The 18,986-nt window shown below is 40.0% G+C and carries 18 protein-coding genes; 6 read left to right on the top strand and 12 right to left on the bottom strand.

Going from position 1 to position 18,986, the window contains the following annotated elements; translation table 11 throughout:
- Window positions 1-46 precede the first annotated feature (46 nt).
- Window positions 47-1,237: an MFS transporter gene (locus F886_RS08450; protein WP_005303773.1), complete on the bottom strand. Its 1,191-nt coding sequence runs from the start codon at window positions 1,235-1,237 to the stop codon at window positions 47-49.
- A 103-nt stretch (window positions 1,238-1,340) separates the two neighbouring features.
- Between F886_RS08450 and F886_RS08445 the strand changes: the two genes are divergently transcribed.
- From F886_RS08445 to F886_RS08420, 6 genes are all read left to right on the top strand, one after another.
- Window positions 1,341-2,252, top strand: coding sequence for a LysR family transcriptional regulator (locus tag F886_RS08445; RefSeq protein ID WP_005303771.1), 912 nt, complete (start codon window positions 1,341-1,343; stop codon window positions 2,250-2,252).
- 259 nt (window positions 2,253-2,511) lie between these two features.
- The gene (gene mutS / locus F886_RS08440) at window positions 2,512-5,151 is read left to right on the top strand and encodes a DNA mismatch repair protein MutS (protein WP_005303769.1); all 2,640 of its coding nucleotides are present in this window, start codon (window positions 2,512-2,514) and stop codon (window positions 5,149-5,151) included.
- Between the two features lie 61 nt (window positions 5,152-5,212).
- Window positions 5,213-5,743: a GNAT family N-acetyltransferase gene (locus tag F886_RS08435; protein ID WP_005303766.1), complete on the top strand. Its 531-nt coding sequence runs from the start codon at window positions 5,213-5,215 to the stop codon at window positions 5,741-5,743.
- 344 nt (window positions 5,744-6,087) lie between these two features.
- Window positions 6,088-6,411 carry a ferredoxin FdxA gene (gene fdxA / locus F886_RS08430; RefSeq protein WP_003650851.1) on the top strand — a complete coding sequence of 108 codons (324 nt, stop codon included), beginning with the start codon at window positions 6,088-6,090 and terminating at the stop codon, window positions 6,409-6,411.
- A 130-nt stretch (window positions 6,412-6,541) separates the two neighbouring features.
- The gene (locus F886_RS08425) at window positions 6,542-7,264 is read left to right on the top strand and encodes a D-Ala-D-Ala carboxypeptidase family metallohydrolase (RefSeq protein WP_174746768.1); all 723 of its coding nucleotides are present in this window, start codon (window positions 6,542-6,544) and stop codon (window positions 7,262-7,264) included.
- A 139-nt stretch (window positions 7,265-7,403) separates the two neighbouring features.
- Complete coding sequence (locus tag F886_RS08420) at window positions 7,404-8,072, top strand: O-methyltransferase (RefSeq protein WP_005303764.1); 669 nt, start codon at window positions 7,404-7,406, stop codon at window positions 8,070-8,072.
- A 116-nt stretch (window positions 8,073-8,188) separates the two neighbouring features.
- Here the strand turns inward: F886_RS08420 and F886_RS08415 are convergent, their stop codons facing one another.
- From F886_RS08415 to F886_RS08365, 11 genes are all read right to left on the bottom strand, one after another.
- The gene (locus tag F886_RS08415; protein WP_005303762.1) at window positions 8,189-9,031 is read right to left on the bottom strand and encodes a universal stress protein; all 843 of its coding nucleotides are present in this window, start codon (window positions 9,029-9,031) and stop codon (window positions 8,189-8,191) included.
- A 155-nt stretch (window positions 9,032-9,186) separates the two neighbouring features.
- Window positions 9,187-9,798: an acyltransferase gene (locus tag F886_RS08410; RefSeq protein WP_005303760.1), complete on the bottom strand. Its 612-nt coding sequence runs from the start codon at window positions 9,796-9,798 to the stop codon at window positions 9,187-9,189.
- Entirely contained in the window at window positions 9,791-10,390 is a 600-nt protein-coding gene (locus F886_RS08405) for an IMPACT family protein (protein ID WP_004793414.1), read from the bottom strand. The genes F886_RS08410 and F886_RS08405 overlap by 8 nt, the downstream gene beginning before the upstream one ends.
- Before the next feature lie 93 nt (window positions 10,391-10,483).
- Complete coding sequence (locus F886_RS08400) at window positions 10,484-11,680, bottom strand: beta-barrel domain-containing protein (RefSeq protein WP_005303758.1); 1,197 nt, start codon at window positions 11,678-11,680, stop codon at window positions 10,484-10,486.
- Window positions 11,677-13,815, bottom strand: a complete 2,139-nt coding sequence (locus F886_RS08395; protein WP_005303757.1) for a type I secretion system permease/ATPase — start codon at window positions 13,813-13,815, stop codon at window positions 11,677-11,679. Before F886_RS08395 ends, F886_RS08400 begins: the two co-directional genes overlap by 4 nt.
- On the bottom strand, window positions 13,812-15,278 hold the full coding sequence (locus F886_RS08390; RefSeq protein WP_005303755.1) for a TolC family outer membrane protein: 1,467 nt from the start codon (window positions 15,276-15,278) through the stop codon (window positions 13,812-13,814). The genes F886_RS08395 and F886_RS08390 overlap by 4 nt, the downstream gene beginning before the upstream one ends.
- Window positions 15,279-15,551: 273 nt before the next feature.
- Window positions 15,552-16,298 carry an LPS export ABC transporter ATP-binding protein gene (gene lptB, locus F886_RS08385; protein WP_003650837.1) on the bottom strand — a complete coding sequence of 249 codons (747 nt, stop codon included), beginning with the start codon at window positions 16,296-16,298 and terminating at the stop codon, window positions 15,552-15,554.
- Window positions 16,298-16,846, bottom strand: a complete 549-nt coding sequence (gene lptA / locus F886_RS08380; RefSeq protein ID WP_005303751.1) for a lipopolysaccharide transport periplasmic protein LptA — start codon at window positions 16,844-16,846, stop codon at window positions 16,298-16,300. Before lptA ends, lptB begins: the two co-directional genes overlap by 1 nt.
- Window positions 16,830-17,378 carry an LPS export ABC transporter periplasmic protein LptC gene (lptC, locus tag F886_RS08375; protein WP_005303748.1) on the bottom strand — a complete coding sequence of 183 codons (549 nt, stop codon included), beginning with the start codon at window positions 17,376-17,378 and terminating at the stop codon, window positions 16,830-16,832. Before lptC ends, lptA begins: the two co-directional genes overlap by 17 nt.
- Before the next feature lie 37 nt (window positions 17,379-17,415).
- Window positions 17,416-17,955, bottom strand: coding sequence for a KdsC family phosphatase (locus F886_RS08370; RefSeq protein WP_004793423.1), 540 nt, complete (start codon window positions 17,953-17,955; stop codon window positions 17,416-17,418).
- A 3-nt stretch (window positions 17,956-17,958) separates the two neighbouring features.
- Window positions 17,959-18,936: a KpsF/GutQ family sugar-phosphate isomerase gene (locus F886_RS08365; RefSeq protein ID WP_005303746.1), complete on the bottom strand. Its 978-nt coding sequence runs from the start codon at window positions 18,934-18,936 to the stop codon at window positions 17,959-17,961.
- Between the last annotated feature and the right edge of the window lie 50 nt (window positions 18,937-18,986).

Genomic DNA, 18,986 nt, shown 5'->3' with positions numbered 1-18,986 from the left:
CATTAGTCGTTGTTCTTTTAATGGATCGAAAATAGCGACTTTAGAGTTATGTTGGATGAAAACGTTTAGCCAGTTTCTTTTGCAGAATAATAATGAGAATTGGAAATCCTGCTGCGGAAATTGCACATATCACCAGTAACTTGTTTAGATTTTGTGGTGTCATGCCATGATCAGGTAATAAAAAAGCAGACAGGAAAAATGCGATGGTTGTAACCAGATACATGATTGAGGTCTGTAATGAAGAAAATCCAGCTCGTTGTCTATCATCAGGAAACTGAATCGAAACCACCGAAGATGACACCAAACGACTGTAAGATGCACCGAGAAATAAACTAATAAATAACGTTGCATGCGGATAGCCTAAAATTAGTATCAGCAAACTCAGTATAAAGACGATCGTTGAAGCTGTAGCCAGCATTAAAGCAGAAAAACGGGAGGTTAACGCCCCTGTGATTTTTGTAGACAGATAACCTATCACGCCCCCGCTAAAGAAGAGCCAAGGCAGTAGATCTTGGGAAGCACCCAACTGCTGTATCATTAAGGGTGCCAAAATAGGAATAACCAGCATAGGACTAAACTGTACAAGTGCATTACTGGAAGCGAACAGTAAAGTTTCCATATCTAGAGGCAGCTTAGGGAACGTATCTAAAGAAACTGGGTCTTGGGGAATGATGGATACAATCAATGGCAATGCCAACACACATAAAGCACTTATAAGCCACAAAGCCACATGCCAACCATAGTGAGTGCATAGAAATAATATCGTGGGCATTCCGACAATACTTACTATTGAAAATGACGCGATCACCGTCGCCAACATTTCCCCCCGTAAGTTAGGCGGTGCGTTGTTTATTAATATACTTATACCCACACCCATTGTCGTGCCGCCAACTAATCCTGCACAAAATCGAAGTGCAAGCAGAAGACTAAAACTGGATGTACATGTAGTCAAAAATGTCAGAAGGCCTAATAGCGCCATATTGATAATTAAAAACCGCTTTTTATTGAAATGATCAATCCAGTAAAAAGCAATAATTCCCGAAAGGACGGCACCTAGTGTGTACATGCCGGACACATAGCCTGAGAATGATACTGGTACTGCGAAATCTGTTGCCATAAAAACAAAAACAGGATTGAACACCATATATTCCAGTGCATTGGTGAACTGGACAAAAGCAATTACAAGGGCTATCCGCATGAGAGCTTTATGATTAAATATCTGCATGACTGGGAGCATAGCAAGCAACCTATGGATGAAAGATATCCGAGTTTAGCTACTATCAATGATGTTTATTATATGGTAGAAATGGCACTTATTATTATCAAATATGGGATAATTAATGCGTCCTGCTCTGGATTTTAATACCCTGAAAGTGTTCATTGCGGTGGTTGAAAGAGAAAGTTTTGTTGGAGCATCGAAAATCCTTGAAATGCCGACATCAAACGTTAGTCGCTGTATTTCTCAGTTAGAAGAAAAACTGGATCTTCAGCTCATTGAGCGTAGCACCCGACATATGAAACTCACTCAGGCGGGGCAGCTACTCTACACTCGAGCAAAGCCATTACTGGAAGCACTTGAGCAAACTGAGACAGAATTAACGTTGCGGCAAATGCAACTCAAAGGCCCATTGCGAATCTGTATTCCCAATGAAATAGGTCCTGCATTGCTGGGTTCTGTTATTGCTGATTTTGCCTGTCAGCACCCAGACCTTGAGATCAGCTGTATTACCAATTTGTCAGGTTTCGAATCTCTGCGAGATGATCTGGATTTAGCTATCATTATTACCCGTGGTCAGATGGAAAACAGTGACTACATCGCTCGTCATCTGGTGACTATCCCTTGCACCATTGTTGCAGCCCCATCCCTCATTCAGCGTTACGGCACCCCAACTGATATCCAGCAATTTGAAGAATTACCCTGTATTACAACAGTAAGTGCACTTAAAGGTGCTCCTTGGCAATTTGTCAATAAAAAGGGGGAATTCGAGACCATCAAGGTTAAAGGACATTATCGGGTAAACAGTGGAGAGATGGCTGGACAAGCTGCGATATCAGGTGTCGGGTTTGCAATTCTATCGAAACAAGTCTGCCATCCATACATTAGCAATGGACGTTTAATCGAGATTGAGTTTGAACAATCGGCAGCCCCATTGCAATTGTTCGCACTTTATTCAAATCGTCGTTACTTACCCGCTAAAACAAGAGCACTCATTGATTTCATGCAGCAGAAATTAAGTGAGAGTTTGAGCTGATAAGGTCACTTTCTTTTTGCTGTTTATTTCCTCGTTCATTTTAGGAATCCTTTTTGCCAATCAGTCTCAATTTGTTAAGATGGCAACCGTGAGGAATTAAGTTAAGCTCTCACACACTGTTGACTCAATTTGGACATAAAAAAGGTACACTAAAAGGTATACTTTTTTCTTTGATTAAGTCCAATTCACACAGAAGTTGTTAGAATTGGCTAGATGACCAAACGTAAAATATTATTGATTTTTTAAGGGTTTATTACGCATGAATAGCGCTGAAATCATGGCTGATCTCTCCACCCACACTCCAATGATGCAGCAATATCTCAAGGTTAAAAAAGACTATCAACATGCGTTGCTGTTTTATCGTATGGGCGACTTTTATGAACTATTCTTTGAAGATGCCCATTTAGCAGCTAAACTTTTAGGTATTACCTTAACCCATCGTGGTAAAGCAAACGGCAACCCGATTCCAATGGCAGGCGTTCCCTATCATTCGGCAGAAGGTTATCTTGCACGTCTTGTCAAAGCTGGGCGAACTGTAGCCATTTGCGAACAAGTGGGAGAAGTGACAGGTAAAGGTCCAGTTGATCGTAAAGTTGTTCGTATTCTGACCCCTGGTACTTTAACTGATGATGCATTACTCAGCAGTTATCAATCCTCTAATCTCGTTTCATTATGCATTCATCAAAACCAGATTGGTTTTGCGTTACTCGACTTAAGTGCAGGCATTTTTAAAGTTCAACAACAAGATTACAAGCCCGAACAATTGCCTATTGAGCTTGCACGTTTAATGCCAAGTGAAATCTTGATTGATGAAGACTTGGTCGACACAAATATTATCGAGCAAATTAAAAAACACTTAGAATGCCCTGTTACCAAACGTCCAAATGTAGACTTCAATCTCAATAACGCACAAAAAACTTTATGTGACCAATTTACGGTATCAACGCTTTCAGGTTTTGGTTTAGACCCATTACCTTTAGCTAAAGCTGCTGCTGCTGCACTCATTCACTATGCAAAAGAAACACAAAAAACTGCATTACCACATATCCGTTCAATCCAACTTGAACAAAGTACAGACTTTATTGCGCTCGACCCAATCACGCGCCGTAACCTAGAAATTATCGAGCCACTATTTGAACATGGAACATCATTATTCCAACTGGTAAATGATTGCCAAACTGCAATGGGTGGTCGTTTACTCAGCCGCACACTCATGCAACCTGTTCGGGATACGGCCTTACTCGATGCTCGTTTAGATGCTATTGAGCAACTCATTCAAGGCTACCCTGAAAGTCCTGTTCGTTTAGTGCTTAAAGAAATTGGCGATATTGAACGTGTGCTTAGCCGTGTAGCATTGGGCAGTGCACGACCACGCGATTTAGTTCAGCTTCGTCATGCATGTGCACAAATTCCAGCTTTAAGAACGGCGTTAAATCCAGTCATTCAAGCGAAAAAATCTAAGTTATTAGTTCAGCTTGATCAAGAACTTGGAGATTTTAAAGCGCTTCATCAACATTTGATGGCAGCTATTGTTGAAAATCCTCCCGTATTACTTCGTGATGGCAATGTAATTGCAGAAGGATATGATGCTGATCTTGATGAATTACGCCAAATTCGCGATCATGCAGGTCAATTCCTGATTGATTTAGAAATCAAAGAACGCGAGCGCACAGGTATTAACACCCTTAAAATCGGCTATAACCGTGTAAGTGGTTACTACATCGAATTGACTCGTGCTCAAGCAGAACAAGCCCCTGCTGACTATATTCGCCGTCAAACATTAAAGAATGCTGAGCGCTACATTACACCAGAGCTAAAAAGTTTTGAAGATAAAGTCCTGTCGAGTGAGTCGCGCGCATTAGCACGTGAAAAAGCTTTATTCGAAGCTTTGCTTGAAAACCTTCGTGAAAATATTGCTCACTTACAAATGATGAGTTCAGCAATTGCTCAAATTGATGTGGTGGCAAACTTTGCGCATCAAGCACGTCTAAACAATTGGGCACGTCCTGAATTTACCCCAGAAACGGGCATTAAAATTCAGGCGGGTCGTCACCCTGTGGTTGAAGCATTAAATAAAGCACCATTTACCCCAAATGATACTTTCCTTGATGCTCAGCACCGCATGGCAATTATTACCGGTCCAAACATGGGCGGTAAATCAACCTTCATGCGTCAAACAGCATTAATTAGTTTGCTTGCTTATTGCGGTAGCTATGTTCCAGCTAAAGCAGCGAAGCTTGGTCCAATTGACCGAATTTTCACTCGTATTGGTTCAGCCGATGATTTATCTACAGGCAAATCTACCTTTATGGTTGAGATGACAGAAACTTCGCAAATTCTGCACCATGCCACCAATCAATCGCTGGTTTTAATGGATGAAGTTGGCCGCGGAACCAGTACCTATGATGGTTTATCTTTAGCATGGGCATGCGTGGTTGATTTAACAAAGCGCGTAAAATGTTTATGCTTATTTGCCACTCATTATTTCGAGTTAACTGAACTTGGTAGTGAAGCAGGAATTGATAACTATCATGTTACGGCGCAAGAGCTTAACGGCAATCTGATTTTATTGCATAAGGTTCAGCAGGGTCCTGCAAGTCAAAGCCATGGTTTACAGGTTGCAAAATTAGCGGGTATTCCTGCCAATGTTATTAAAGAAGCACAAAAGCGTTTACGCATTTTGGAAAAACAGCAGCAGCAACATCTACAAACCAGCTTTCAAAATGATTTGTTTGCTCCACCAGATGCAAACTCTGGTTCACAAATCATAGAGAAAGTTGTCGAGATCGAAGTTTCATCCCCTGCTCTAGATTTACTTAAGCAAATTGAAGTCGACAACTTATCGCCTCGTCAGGCGCTTGAACAACTCTATGAGCTGAAAGCTGCGCTGAAATCTTAATAAATCACGTCTGAATAAGCAGGCTTAGGTCTGCTTATTCACATCGGAGAATAATTTTTATATGATCTTAAGATCTTTGCAATATTCAGAAATCGATCTTATTTGGCAGCAGATTAGCCGCCGTGAATTAATTACTCAAAACTACATACAAAAACAGCAGCATCTAGACTTAGTTGATTGTTTTTTTGATGTACAACATTGGGACTCATATCATCTAGAAAATGACCCACCTAAACTGAAACAGCTCTATGAACAAGGTTCAATATTTATCGGCGCATTTGATGCTTCTAAAAAACTCGTTGGTGTGAGCGTAGTCTCAAATCAACTTATAACGGACTACCCGCAAGCGAAATTACTTCACTATTTCTATGTCGATGCAGACCAACAAGGTCAAGGCATTGGTGCTAAGCTTATGCAAGCCGCAAAAGAGTCCGCCAAGCAACTCTGTGCAAAACAACTGTATATTTCAGCAACCCCGAGTCGGCGCACTGTAGACTTCTATATGAAGCATGGAGCACAACCTCTAAGTGCTCCAGATCAACAACTTTGGCAGCTCGAACCAGAAGATATTCATTTACTGTGTAACGTTTAGCTCTAAATATTTAAGGATTTTCAGCCCAAAAAGCTGAAAATCAAAATTTGTAAAAGAAAAAATGAAAAGTTAAGGTATTTATTAAAATAGATGCCTTGACTTAAATGACATCTAAATAATTAAATAAAATAATTTTTAAGTTATTGTTTTATAAAATATATTATTATTTTAATTTTATAGACAAGCAGTTCATAAGACTGAAAGATTTGTTTGATTATCAACGTATTAACTTATCTTCATATGCATGAATAAAGAATATCAATAAAAGCAATTGTTTGTTTACCCCTTTTTTGCCTAAAATAAGCTATTCGAAATGAAACCATATTTTTTAGGTAGCTGTCGCCATGACCTTTGTTGTCACTGAAAATTGTATTAAATGTAAATACCAAGATTGCGTAGAAGTTTGTCCTGTTGACTGTTTCTACGAAGGTCCGAATTTCCTAGTGATTAATCCGGATGAATGTATTGACTGTGCATTATGTGAACCAGAGTGCCCGGCAAATGCAATTTTCTCTGAAGATGAGTTACCAGAAGGTCAAGAAGTGTTTATTGAATTAAATGCTGATCTTTCTCAAAAATGGCCTAACATTACTCAAATTGGTGACCAACCAGCTGACCGTGAAGAATGGAACGGCAAACCTGATAAATTACAATATCTTGAAAAGTAATTTCAAAAAAGATCAGCAACCGCTGATCTTTTTTATACCCTATTCAAACATTTCATTGCAAATTCCTCGTAATTTGTGCACTGTTTTGCATTAAAATAGCCGCAATATTTATAAGTGCTTAATTTTTCTTATGCGGAAGTTTTTGCAGAGTCTGGTGCCCTTATGCATAATCCCAGCGGTTATGGTAGGTTGTGTCAGCTCTCCCCAACACACAACAACAGGCAAAACCTCTCCAAGTGGTAAACGAATCTTTATTCCACAAGAGCGCGTTATTATCGAGCGCCCGATCCCCCCTAAAGTTGAGCCTGCGTCTTATCGAGGCTGGTTAAGTTCTGGTGAAAATTACCAACGTGTTCGTGAGTACGAAAACTTCTTAACCCGAAACAACGTCGCAGGCATTGTGCCAAGTTTTGAGTTATTACGCTCAGCACGTGATTGGCAAAAATGTGGCCGCTCAGAATATGCCGTACCTAATCGCGAACTTTGGGGAAATTCTTTATCAACCCTACGCGTATTTAAATATTTAGTTGCAGCAAAAGTTTTAACTGACTTTGAAGTAACCTCGGTTTACCGTGACTTACCTTTAAATGAATGTGCTGGTGGCGCAAGCTCATCTAAACATTTATTTAACTCGGCAATCGATTTCCGTATTGGCCCTGAGTTCCCACAAGCTCAAGATTATGCATTTATTGAAAATACCAAATTTAAACTTTGTCAGTTCTGGGCTCAGCATGGCCAAAGCTTAAATATGGGTATTGGCTTATATAGCTCTGGGCAAATTCATATTGATACTCAAGGCTATCGTACTTGGGGGCCAGACCTCACCCGAAACAGTTCGATGTGTAATTTCTAATTCCAAAAACTCCTTTCAACTGAAAGGAGTTTTTTTATTGTTCATTTCTCAATCAACCAAAATTTCTTGAAACGAAGATTTTTGCACTCTATGCATAAACGTTTAAAATAGCCCGATCAACATATAGGTAAATTTGATTATGCAGCAGATGTGGACAGACATTGACCAATATATCGATTCACATTTAATTCCTGAAGACCCGCGACTCGAATATGCATTAAAGAATACCGATGAACACGGCTTTTCAAATCATCTTGCAGTGGCACCTAACCAAGGTATGTTCTTGCAGATGCTTATTCAAATGAATAAATGCAAACGAGTCTTAGAAATTGGTACCTTTGCTGCATACAGTACCATCTGGTTGGGTCGTGCTTTACCTGAAGATGGTTATTTACTCACAATTGAAGGCCGTGCTACTCATGCAGAAATGGCTCAAAAAAATATTGACCATGCTAACCTTCCGGTAAAAGTCGATCTTAAAGCTGGCCGCGCCGCTGATATTCTGTCTGCAATTGATCCTCAATCTATCGAGCCTTTTGATTTCATTTTCATTGATGCAGATAAACAGGGTTATCCTGAATATTTAGAATTGAGCCTAAAATTCTCTAGATCAGGTACGATTATTGTGCTTGATAATGTAATTCGCGCAGGTGATATTTTAAATCCAGACAATAAAAAACCGAGTATTGAAGGCATCCGTGAAATGTTTAAAGCTCTCGAAAATCATCCACAAATATTGTCTTGTACAGCCTTACAAACAGTCGGCTCAAAAGGCCATGATGGCTTCGCAATTGCAATTGTGAAATAATGGTTAAAAAATCATCTTTTTTATTTTATTATTTATAATCAATAAATTACTTTTATTACTGTTGCTTTTCCATATAGTTATCCACAAGATTTGCGGATAACTATATGGAAATCTCATCATTTAGCCACAAGTAACGGTACAGTCGCGTTTCGGAATATGGTTGTCGCAATACTTCCTAAGAAGAATTGATGAATCTTGCTATGACTAAATGCCCCTAGCACAATAATTTGAATACCGTGTTCTTGTTGGTACTCTAAAATATTTTGTGCAACATCACCATAGCGATATACGGTCACAACATCAATGCCCGCTTGTTTCAGGTAATGCTCAGGTTCATTTAATATTTCTGGATGATCACCTACATATACCAAATGACATTGCAGTGTTCGCAATAAATCACTTTGAGCAATTCGGCGCATCATTTTTTGACAAGTTGGTGAATATTCATAGGCAAAGATAAAACGGGTTGGTACTTTAAAGTTTTCACCAATAGTTAAAACTGTACAGTTAGCACCACGGATAAAGTTTTCAACATTACTACCGATTGGTTTCTGTTTCTCGGCAGCCCGCTCCCCAACTCGACCTAAAATGACGATGTCATTTTCATGCAAAAGATTAAAACTTTGCTCTAAAAAATCGCCTTTTTCTTGAATTTTTGAACTCGTAATTCCGTGTTTTTCTTGAATAAGATCCGAAATATGACGGAGTAAATTATTGCTATAGTCTAAAGCGAGTTCACTTTGTTTTTGTTCCAGCTCAGCTAACTCTTTTAGCAGCATTGCATTGCTTTCAAAGCCAATTACCCCACTAATTTCACCAAGATGATAACTGGCTGGGTAATAATCTAGAATTTGTAATAATACAAGTTCCCGTCCGGTTGCTTTAGCAACCCATGCTGCTGCATCGGCAATAGCATTAATACACGGTGATGAGTCAATACACGCAATAACACGGTTCATGTTAGCCTCTCTTCTTCAGGTCTATTGCCTTGGAGATTATTCTTAAAACTTAGCTTTAACTTAACATAGATAAAAATTGGTATGTTAAGGTTTATGTATAAAAATCAACTTTTTTGTTTAAAGATCAAACATTTTATTACATTCTTAAGACTGCATTATTCTCTTAAACGAATAAATTTTGCGGGATTTCCACCAACAATATGGTAAGGCTCAACATCTTTGGTCACCATACTATTCATCCCGACTACGGCATGTTTTCCTATTTTAATACCGTCTTTAATACCCACATGTGCACCCAACCAAACGTCCTGCTCAACTTCAATTCCTTTAGAAGTGACAGGCTGTTGGTAAAGTGGACGGTCTAACTGCATCCCATGATCAAATGCATATAAATGACAATATGCTGCAATACGAACTTGGTCATGCAATTTTATGCCGGCTCGCCCACCATCTAAAATACAATGATGATTTATCGCGACCTCATTACCAATTTCAAGTGGTCCATGCAAACTACAATCTGCTGCGATAAAGCAATTATCACCAATGATAATTTTGCGTCCCGGCTCAGCAAAAATATGAGCTAACGGTGAAATAAAACAGTTTTCACCAATCTCAACAGTTTCCATGTCCATCAAATAAGCTTGATATTCTTTTTGCCATTCTTCGGCCCAAGCACGATGTTTCGGTTTTAAAGTCCAATATAACCATGGCATATAGTTTAAGCGGTGCTTGTGTTGCTCACGATATTTCAATAAGGAATCAGTCATCAGTTAATTCCTCTTCAATCTTTAACTCTTCACGACCACGCGTGACGTCTCTAAGTTTTAAAGCAAGCGGTTCAATTTGATGTATTTGTAGCCTTGCTTCGATATCTACACCCGTTGCAGTGTAGGTTTCCTGATATTCAATTTGTTGTTGAGTAAGCTCATATTGAAATATGGCCCACTCATTAAAGTGACAAGAAAAGTAAATCGTTTTCTTTGCAATGAGTTCAATACGCTCAGCCAAAAGTAAACATTGCCCAGCACAGCCGCCATATGCTCTAACAAGGCCACCTGTTCCAAGTTTTATTCCACCATACCAACGGTTAACCATCACAATAATATTCGTCAGGTCATTCCCTTCAATGGTGGCTAAGATTGGACGGCCTGCTGTTCCTGACGGTTCGCCGTCATCATTAAAGCGTACGTTATGGCCAATTTTCCACGCCCAACATTGGTGAGTTGTAGAAATGTCTTTATTGAGTTCTAAAAATTCTTTAACTTGCTGTTCATTTTCTACTGGCGCAGCGATAGCCTGAAATCTGCTTTTTTTAATTTCTTCTTCAAATGTAATCTGTGATGCAATCGTAAAAGCCATAAATTAAATAAAGCATAATAAAAATCAAATTATAACGTGAATTTAATAGAATCAAACCCATAAAAAAGCCCCGAATCTCGGGGCCTTTTTTTACTATCTTTCTCGTAACGCCTCTTTGGCTTTATTAAATGGTTTAAGTAAGTAATCGAGTACTGTTTTTTCACCCGTACGAATATCTACCGTTGCCACCATACCCGGTGTAATTCCGAATGCTTTACCTTCTTTATTATAAAGCTTGTCGGAATCAGTGCGGATATAAACACGATAATAGAATTGGTCTTGTTTCACTTCATCACGAATTGTATCTGGTGAAATAACCGTAACCTTACCTTTTAAACCACCATAAATTGAATAGTCATAGGCAGTAATCTTAACCAATGCTTCTTGTCCCGGACGAATAAATGCAATGTCACGCGGCAAAATACGCGCTTCAATAAGCAACTGCTCATCAATCGGTACAATCGTCATCAATTTACCGTTTTGTGGAATAACACCACCATGGGTAGTAACTGCAATTTCTTTTACAACACCACGTACCGGTGCTTTAAACACTGCACGATCTAAACTGTCACTACGACCCAGCACGATTTGTTGTTGCGTTTCACTATCCGTATTTGCTTTCGATAACTCTTCACGAGCCTTAACATAATACTGGTTCTGCGCATCGTTCATTTTGTTTCTAAGGTCGTTTGCTTCACGACGTAAACGTAGAACTTCAACTTCACTTGCCGCACCTTTAGCAACTAACGGTTCCGTCATCGCCAGCTCTTGTTGCACCAGTTGCAAAGCCTGTTTTAAACCTGAAAGTGTTTGCTCAAGATCAGCACGACGTGAGCGATATAGCGCTGTTTCTTCTTGTACAAGTTTTGGTTCTTTCATCACAATTTCAGGAAAAACCAATGGTGTACCGTTTACTTCCGCACGCAAACGCGCTGCTGTCGCCTGAGCAGAAATAAGTAAAGATCTTGATTCACCCACATTAGATGCAAAACGGGTTGGATCTAGTTGCGCAAGAATTTCGCCTTTTTGAACAATGTCGCCTTCTTGTACATTGAGCTTGGTTAAAATACCGCCCTCTAAAGACTGAATCACCTGTTCTTTAGACGATGGAATCACTTTACCCGTACCGGTAGAAACTTCTTCAAGTTTAAATACCCATGCCCAGATAAAGAAAATAACTAAGCCAATACCCACGATCCAGATGACTAAACTGGCACGTGGTAAAGGTGGCTCACTATAAGAGACATTCATTGAACGGGTGAGTTGTTGTTCTTGTTGTGGTTCGCTCATGAATTACCCCCTTGCACTTGTTTTTGTTGGGCTGTTGATTGATTAAGGACCTGATCTCTTGGACCATCCATCACGATTTTTCCATCGTTAACGACAATAATACGGTCCACCAGTTCTAAAACAGCTCGGCGGTGAGTCGCAACGACCAAGGTCCGATGCGCCAGCCAACCTTTTAAATGATCAATCAGTTGTTTCTCTGCCACATCATCAATGGCTGCTGTTGGTTCATCTAACAATAAAATGTTAGGTTGACGAATCAATAAACGAGCCAGTAACAATGCTTGTTTCTGACCACCCGAGAAACCAACGCCACCCTCTAAAATCAGGTGATCTAATCCTTCTTTTTTCTCTTGAACAAAAGGTAAAGCACCCGTCACCACTAAAGCCCGAAGAATCTCTTCGTCAGTTGCAAGCGGAGCACCTAAAGTAAGGTTCTCACGAATCGTACCGTAGAAAAGATACGCATTCTGGTTAAGTAAACCCATATCACGACGTACATCGGATGGGTCAATTAAAGACAGATCCAGACCATCTAAATGCACTGAGCCTTGAGTTGGTACTTGCATGCCAGATAGAAGCTGAAGCAATGTTGATTTACCCGCACCATTACGCCCCAGAATTGCAATTTTTTCGCCAGCACGAATTTTCAAATGACGGATTGCCAAACTTGGTCTTGGGTCTTCTTCTCCATATTGGAACAAGGCATTTTTTAGTTCGTAATCGCCATTTAAAGCAGCTTTATGTACCAGATGTGAACGATCAGCCTGATCGATTGGACGTTGCATAAGCTCATCTAGGCTTTGTTTTGCAACTTTCGCTTGCTGTAAACGTCCTAGAACACCTGTAATTTGTGCAATCGGACCTAACATGCGTGAAGATAAAATTGAACAGGCCACTAACGCACCTGTAGTCATTTCACCATCCATCACCGCAAAACATCCCACCAAAACCACAATCGCATAGGTCAGACCTTGAAGCATTTGAGTCCATGCCATTAAGGTACCAACGATTTTACGTTGTCTCATACCAATGTCGGCTGAAACTTCATTCATGTGGTTCCACTGGTTTTGGAAGCGTGATTCAGCACGTAAAAGCTTGATGTCTTCAATACCTTGCACCGCTTCAACAAGAATGGCGTTACGAATTGATGACTCTCTCATACCCTCTTGTGCGAGTTGCGCTAGCTTCTTCTGTGCCAAAATACCCGGCAAAAGCATAAGTGGTACAACCAGCAACATCACCCAGAACAATTTCCCGCCAATAATCGCAAAGATGGTCAGGAACAAGAAAAAGAATGGGAAATCGGCAATTGCACTAATGGTGGTTGAAGTCACCAGTTCACGAACACCTTCGAGCTCACGAATCTGGGAAATAAAACTACCTGTAGACTTTGAGCGGTCTTTATTTTTGATTCTTAGGGCATGACCAAATACACGATCAGAAACCCGTAAATCCGCACGTTTACCAATAATATCGGATAAATATACCCGTGATATACGTAAGGTAAATTCGAAGAGCGCTGCAATGAGTACACCGCCTGCAAGAACCCATAAGGTTGGAACAGACTGTGAAGGCACAACGCGGTCATAGACTTGCATTGAGAAGATAATGGTTGCCAGTGCCAAAATATTGGCAATCAGTGAGGCAAACATAATATCAACGTAGCGCTTCCAGTCTCTGAGCACAATTGACCAGAACCAGCTTGCTTCATACGGTTTGATATATTCGTCAATACGCGCATCGGGAATCGAAGTTTCAGGACGTAGAATATAGACATTTTTAATTGTCGTTTTTAAGACATCCAAGCTTAAATTTTGGGAAAGGCCGTGATCTCCACTCAACTGGATACTGACGTTTCCTTGTGTATCAGCTTTATCAACAACACCTACCTGTCCGTCGTTAAACTCGACCATAACAGGCAGGCGCCACGGATTCAGTACCTCTAAAGAAAAAGGTACCTTCCGTAAATTTAATCCAACCTGACGTGTAATGAGCTGTAAAACATCATCAAGGTTTTGATTCTGATTCCAATCAAGTTGTAAACGGATTCTTTCTTCTGAAGGCTCAATTCGGTAATGTTTAGCAATCGTTAAGACCGCCTGTAACCAGGGCTGGTAGTTTATTTTTGTCATCATGGTTGTACTTCGAACCCCTGAATTGAAATATTATTTAAGTCATAAGCTTGGCGGGAACGTCCTGTTGCCGAAATGTACTGAACAATACTGTTATAGATATCGTAACGTGCTGACTCAAGTTCCGAATTAGCACTGTGGATGGCCTGTTCTGCATTCAGTAAGTCAACCAATGAACGTGTACCAAGCTTGTACTGCTCTTGATAAAGCTCACGGGTACGAACTGTAGTGGCTTGGCGATTTGCTAAAACCAACATTTGACGTTGTTTATTTTCAATTTGTTCACGGCTCGTTCTAATTTGATCCAGCACATCTAGATAAACTGAATTGACTTTAGACTTTGCTGCTTCTTCAGCATAACTTGCCATTTTTACCTGAGAAGAAACTGCCCCACCTTGATAAAACTGACTACTTGCTTCAAGCATGACCGAACTATATAGACCGTCATCTTTATCATTGTTTGGGTTTCTGCCATTGATGGCCTGACTCAAAGAACCTTTAACCGACAAGGTTGGATAACGTGTTAAACGAGTCTGTTCCTTTTGTGCTTTAGCCACTTCAACACTGGCTTGAGCCGCAATCATTTTGGGGATGGTATTAAACTCAGGTTCGCCATATAAATCAGATTGTTTCACCAAATCATCTGAAATAATCCAACCCGTGCGCGAGACATCTGCACCCAATAATGTTCTTAAATGTTGTTGGTACTGACGCAATAATGATTGCTGTGCAATCAAACCAGACTGGGCAGCTTGTAAATAAGACTGAGCTTGAATCGGGTCAGCCTGACTACTAATACCCGCATTTGCACGTAAATTAGCGATTTCCTGAATTCGCTGAATACCTGCAATTTGCTGCTCGGCAATCTTATTTAATTGAAGATAGCGCTGAATATTGATGATCGACTGTGCAACATCGAGAGCAATATCATCAATGCTGACTAGAACATTGGCCTGCTCGACTTGAACCTTAGCTTGCTCAACATCTACACCTGATTTAACTTTGCCAAAATCATAGAGCATTTGAGTCGCATTTAGGGTCAATAACTGCCTACCACGCTCACCACTAGTCAAGTCACCTGTAGTAATACCACCTGAAAGCTGTGGATAATAACCAGCCTTGGCATAATCAATACCAGCGTTTTGGCCAGCTAAAGTAGAAATGGCTTGAGAAATATCAGGGTTACGCTGGATTGCGATTTTCACCGCTTCCTGCAAAGTCATTTTGCTTGATGGCAAACTTGAATAAGATCCAGCCGATCGATCATTGAGTTGAACAGTCGGAAACTCCTGAACTCTAGAACGATCTAACTTAAAATTACTCAGCTCTTGCATCTTGGCAACTTTAAATTCATCACTACTTTTTGGGGCAAAAAGTTGTGATAAGTTGTCTTTTAAGGTGTGATATTGCTCACTTGGTTTAGCAGCATATATCACCACAGGTACATGCAATGAAGTTAAAAGCATCAACCCTTTCAGGAAAGCCGGCTTTTTACATGTCCTTGTTACTCTTCTCTGGTTATATCCAATCATGCTTGTCTTGTTGATCTTGTTTGTTATCGTTTAAAAGCTTTTACATTCTACATATTTTTTTGCATAAAGAAGCATAATTGCAGGAATAATTCACACATTATAGTTCTATTAAATGAATAAGTTAAATCATTGTTTTTAAAAACTAAATATAAAAAAACTAAAAAGAGGCATTGACCTCTTTTTAGACAAATAGATTAACTTTGTTATTTAAACTGTAAAATCGTCACCTAAGTAGACTTTACGGACTTGCTCGTTATCCAGAATTTCTTGTGGTGTACCTTCTGCAATTACAGCCCCTTCACTCACAATATATGCACGTTCACAAATTGCTAAAGTTTCACGTACGTTATGGTCAGTAATGAGTACACCGATGCCACGATCCTTCAAAGTCTGGATAATATCTTTAATATCTCCAACCGAGATTGGGTCAACGCCGGCAAATGGTTCATCAAGCAACATAAATTTAGGATCAGCAGCCAATGCACGTGCAATTTCAGCACGGCGGCGTTCACCACCAGACACACTCATTCCTAATGAATCTTTAATATGACTAATTTTAAAGTCATTTAATAATTCAGTAAGACGTTGCTGGCGTTGTTGCTTATTTAAGTCCTTACGTGTTTCTAAAATGGACATAATATTTTCAGCAATGGTCAGCTTTCTAAAAATAGAAGCCTCTTGCGGAAGATATCCAATGCCCTTACGTGCCCGTTCATGCATTGCCAAATCGGACATATCAAGATCATCAAGGTGAATTTCACCTTTGTCCATACGCACTAGCCCTACAACCATATAGAAGCTTGTTGTTTTTCCTGCACCGTTAGGGCCAAGCAAACCAACAATCTGTCCACTTTGCATACTAAAAGATACGTCTTTGACGACCCAACGCTTACTATAGTTTTTTCCTAAGTGCTTAATACACAAAGTTTGGGGTTGTTGAAGAGCTTGTTGCATTAGTCACGCGCTCCTGGAAAGCTTTTTGAACTTGATGGTGGAATAATAATCTGCACACGATTTGATGATGAACCTTGAGCTTCAACATCACCTTTATTCATACTATATTTCAATGAGTTACCACGAATGCTAGAACCATCTTGATATAAATATGCACCACCATTCAATGTAATAATGCCCGTATCTGCATTATAAACAATGGTCTGTCCTTCACCGCGTGCCACGCCCTTATCAGCACTTATTTGTTGCTGAAACTTAGATGGTCGGCCTTTAGCAGTAATGGTTTGGATTTCACGCTTAGAGTTTAATGTAGCAACAATCGAATCGGCTTGAAGCTTCATCGTACCTTGCTCAATCACGACATTACCGGTGTATGTCGTCAAACCAGTTTTTTCGTTATAAGTTGCACGGTCTGCCACGAGTGAAATTTGTTGATTACGGTCAGACGGCAACGCAAAAGTCGAAGCTGATGATAAAGCAACGAATGTAATAACCGCAGCTTGTTTTAGGAAAGCTGAAGAACGTTTTAAATTAAGACTTTGGTACATACTTTCCTCGAATATTAAAAAATTCGTACTGACCGTTATTCAAATTGGCTTTTAATCCTTTGCTAACAAAATCGCCTTGTGGAGCTTGAACAACCACTTGATGATCCGTTTCAATCTCTCTGGTCTTTGGATAACCAGTTAACTCATCGGTTTTGAATTCAATTTTCCCTTGTGGAGCAAGTTTCGTTGCGACCACATCACCCGATAATATAACTTTACGATTATCATCATAGCCATTTGCCTGTTTCGCAAAGAACGTCGCATCAACCTTGCCATCTTTATACATAGAGGCATTAAGTTGATCCAACTTTGATGTTTTTTGTTGCATATCCTGTTCAAGCTGACGAACTTCAGCACGAATATACAAATTGCCTTGATCATCAGTTTGAGTCAAATGGACGCCCTGCGCCGAATATGTCATATTCTTCGCAGAACCAATGTCTAGTTTTTTTGCTTTGCCACTATAGTAGTAATAACCACCACTTATAGCAGCAATAACTACAGCAACAATAGATAAAACTCTGGTATCCATGAGCAGGAATAGCCTACCTTTTTAAGTAATCTTATTATTAATGCGGTACTGCAAGATATTTTTCAAGAAGTTCTTGGTAAATGCCTTTTGCGATCAGCAACATATCACAGACTTCACGTACAGCACCACGTCCGCCCATCGACTGGGTAACTAAATGCGCACGGCGACGCACTTCTTCATGACCATTTGGCACAGTAACACTCATTCCTGCGATTGCAAAAGCAGATAAATCAGGCCAGTCATCGCCCATATATAAGCAATCGGAAGGCAAAATATTAAACTGTGCACAAGCTTCACGTAACGCAGAACCTTTGTCTTCACGACCTTGAAAAACGAGGTCTACGCCTAAATCAGACATACGTTTTTCAACAATATTACTTTTTCGGCCTGTAATAATGATGACTTTCATGCCTGCTTGCTGCACAAGTTTCATGCCTAAACCATCACGAATATCGAATGATTTAATCTCATCGCCACTATTGGTTAAAGTTACAAAGCCATCACTCAAAATACCATCTACATCCAGAACCAATGCCTGTAAGTGACGTGCTTGTTCTAACAATGCATAAGATGCCATTGATTAATTTACCCCTGCCTGAATAAGGTCATGCATACTAATTACACCAATCACTTTATTTTGGTCATCAACCACAACAAATTGACTGATTTTTTTCAGGTTAAGCTGTTGTAGAGCTTCTACCGCACGTGCTTCTTGAGAAATAGTTGACGGTTTTTTTGTCATTACTTCAGAAACAGGTAAATTCACATCGAAACCTTGCTGTTTATCAATTAAACGACGCAAGTCACCATCGGTGAAAATACCAAGCAAATGTTCCTGTTTATCTACAATCGTGGTCAAGCCTAAACGCTTATTAGAAATTTCGTAAAGCACTTGATTCATTGGCGTATCTGGTGAAACTTTTGGCAATTCATCGCCTGTATGCATAAGGTGTTTTACATGTAGAAGTAAACGCTTACCCAATGCTCCAGCAGGATGTGAGCGAGCAAAATCATCTGCAGTAAAACCACGAGCTTCAAGTAAAGCAACAGCCAGCGCATCACCCAACACTAAAGTCGCTGTCGTGCTCGATGTTGGAGCCAAACCTAGTGGGCATGCTTCATCAGACTCACCTAAAGTTAAAGCGATGTCGGCATTTTGAGGCATTGGCCCTTTATCAGTACGGCTAATGGTAATAAGAGGTACACCAAGATGTTTGATGAGCGGCATCAACATCATGATTTCATCACTTTTTCCAGAATTGGAAATCGCAATTAAAACGTCACCACGAACCAGCATACCTAAATCGCCATGCCCAGCTTCGCCCGGATGCATAAAGAAAGATGGTGTACCAGTTGAAGCAAAAGTCGCAGCCATTTTACGGCCAATATGCCCTGACTTCCCCATGCCAGTAATCACAACACGGCCTTTACACTGTAACAATATTTCACAAGCCTGATTAAAACTGTCATTAATTTGTGTTGCTAACACGTCTAGGGCTTGCTGCTCAATACGCAAGGTTGCTAATGCGCTGCTTTGAAAATCTGTAGGATTGGGCATACGAGTTTGACTCAAAATAATTGATCTGATCTCTTGTGAAGATCGGTGAT

The sequence above is a fragment of the Acinetobacter sp. NIPH 542 genome, assembly GCF_000369825.1.
Taxonomy (GTDB): domain Bacteria; phylum Pseudomonadota; class Gammaproteobacteria; order Pseudomonadales; family Moraxellaceae; genus Acinetobacter; species Acinetobacter oleivorans.
This window is presented reverse-complemented; position numbering and strand designations above follow the sequence as displayed.